The following is a 2,422-nucleotide window of genomic DNA, read 5'->3' as shown; positions in this document are numbered from 1 at the left end:
TCGAGGCCGACCTCGTCGAAGGCGTCGCCGCGCCAGCGGCCGGCGAAGAAGTCCCGGTTCCCTTCGATGAACACGACCTCGGTCCCGCGCCGCCGCAGGGCGCGGCAGGCGTCGAGGACCGCGGCGTGGTGCGGCGCGCAGTACTTCGGCGCGCCGAGCCAGAGGGCGAAGATGTCGCCGAGCATCACGACGCGCGCGGCCCAGTTTCCCGCGTCGTCGAGGAAGGCGAGGAAGTCGTCGAGCGTCGCCCCGGGGCCGTCGATGTGCGCGTCGGAAACGAGCGCGATCGGCCCGCCGCGGACTTCGGCGTCCGGTCCGTCGCGCCGCGCGGCGGCGCTCACGCCGCCCCCTCGGCAAGTCGGGCGTGGAAGTCGCGGCGGAACGTCGCGAACGTCCCCGCCTCGATCGCGGCGCGCATCGCGCGGACGAGCTCCATGTAGAACCACAGGTTGTGCAGCGTGCCGAGCCGCGGCCCGAGCATCTCGCCGGTCGTGTAGAGGTGCCGCAGGTAGGCGCGCGAGAACTGCGCGCAAACCGGGCAGCGGCAGTCGGCGTCCGGCGGGCGCTCGTCCTCGCGGAACCGCGCGTTGCGCATGTTCAGCGGCCCGCGCGAGGTGAAGAGCTGCGCGGTGCGGCCGTGCCGCGTCGGCAGCACGCAGTCGAACATGTCGAAGCCGGCGGCGACCGCCTCGACGATGTCCTCCGGGCGGCCCATCCCCATCAGGTAGCGCGGCCGCTCCGCGGGGAGCCGCGGCCCGAACTCGGCCACGATCCGCCGGACCTCGTCGCGTCCCTCGCCGACCGAGACGCCGCCCAAGGCCACGCCGTCGCACGGCAGCGCCGCGGTCTCGTCGAGCGAGCGGCGGCGCAGGTCGTCGAAGACGCCCCCCTGCACGATGCCGAAGAGCGCGGCGGTCTCGTCGCGCCGCGCGGCGAGGTTGCGCGGCAGCCAGCGCAGCGTGCGGTCGAGCGCCCGCTCGGCCGCCGCGCGTTCCGTCGGCGCGCCGGTGCAGTCGTCGAGCGCCATCATGATCTCGGCGCCGAGCGCCTCCTGGATCGCGATGGAAGACTCCGGGGTCAGGCGGCGGCGCGTTCCTTCGATGTGGTCCTGGAACGTCGCGCCGTCGTCGTCGAGCGTGCGCCGCGCGGCGAGCGAGAAGACCTGGTACCCGCCGGAATCGGTCAGCACCGGGCCGTTCCACGCCGCGAAGCGGGAGACGCCCCCCATCTTCCGCACCAGCTCCTCGCCGGGGCGGACGTGGAGATGGTAGGTGTTGGCGAGGACGATCCCCGCCCCCATCGCGCGCAGTTCGTCGGGGGTCGTGCCCTTGACCGAGCCGCAGGTTCCGACCGGCATGAAGACCGGCGTCTCGACGACGCCGCGGCGCGTCGTCAGGCGGCCGCGCCGCGCCTCGCCGTCGCGCGCGAGGACCTCGAAGGCGATCGGGCGCCCCGGGCCGATCGCGGCGCCGCCGTTCTCCGCGCCGCTCACAGGATCAACATCGCGTCGCCGTAGGAGTAGAAGCGGTAGCCGCGCGACACCGCCTCGCGGTACGCGCCCAGGACCCGCTCCCGCCCGGCGAAGGCGGAAACGAGCATCAGCAGGGTCGAGCGGGGCAGATGGAAGTTGGTCATCAGCGCGTCGAGGTGCCGGAACGGATGTCCCGGGGCGATGAAGATGTCGGTTCGTCCCGCGCCGGGAAGCGGCGCGCCGTCCGCGCGCGAGGGGCGCGACTCGAGAGTCCGCGCGACGGTCGTGCCGACGGCGACGACCCGCCCGCCGGCCGCCCTCGTCCGCGCGATCGCCTCGGCCGTCTCCTCGGAGAGTTCGCACCACTCCTCGTGGAGTTGAATGTCCTCGACGCGGGCCGCGGTCACCGGGCGGAACGTCCCCTCGCCGACGTGCAGCGTGACCGTCGCGCGCCCGACGCCGCGCTCGGCGAGGCGCCGCAGCAGGTCGGGGGTGAAGTGCAGCCCGGCCGTCGGCGCGGCGAGCGCGCCGTCGCGCGACGCGAAGACGGTCTGGTACCGCTCGCGGTCGCGCGCGGTCCGCGGATCGTCCGGCGCGCGCCTGATGTACGGCGGCAGCGGCAGGCGGCCGCGGCGCCGCAGCAGTTCCTCGACCGGCGCGGGGCCGCTCAGTTCGACGAGCGCCTCGCCGCCGTCCCCCGGCCCTTCGACGATCCGCGCCTCGTGGCCGTCGGGGAGCAGGACGACCGCGTCCCGCTTCGGCGCGCGCGACGCGCCGATCAGCGCGCGCCACGTCTCGCGTCCCTCCGCCGCGCCGCGCCGCTCCAGCAGGAAGAGTTCGACCAGCCCGCCGGTCTCCTTCCGGCCGAAGATCCGCGCCGGCAGGACGCGCGTGTCGTTGATCACGAGCAGGTCGCCGGGCCGCAACAGGTCGGGGAGGTCGCGCACGAAC

General features: G+C 74.9%; 3 protein-coding genes. All 3 read right to left on the bottom strand.

Features of this window, described 5'->3' with window-relative positions; genetic code table 11:
• Positions 1–341, bottom strand: a 341-nt coding sequence (locus tag LLG88_15235; GenBank protein ID MCE5248260.1) for a hypothetical protein, incomplete at its 3' end; no start/stop codon positions are given.
• Positions 338–1,444: a tRNA guanosine(34) transglycosylase Tgt gene (gene tgt, locus LLG88_15230; protein ID MCE5248259.1), complete on the bottom strand. Its 1,107-nt coding sequence runs from the start codon at positions 1,442–1,444 to the stop codon at positions 338–340. The genes LLG88_15235 and tgt, both read right to left, overlap by 4 nt.
• A gap of 44 nt (positions 1,445–1,488) precedes the next feature.
• A partial coding sequence (gene queA / locus LLG88_15225) for a tRNA preQ1(34) S-adenosylmethionine ribosyltransferase-isomerase QueA (GenBank protein ID MCE5248258.1) occupies positions 1,489–2,422 on the bottom strand: 934 nt, incomplete at its 5' end.

Source organism: bacterium, from assembly GCA_021372775.1.
Taxonomy (GTDB): domain Bacteria; phylum Acidobacteriota; class Polarisedimenticolia; order J045; family J045; genus JAJFTU01.
Note: the sequence above shows the minus strand (reverse complement) of the source record. Positions and strands in the feature narration are given on the sequence as shown.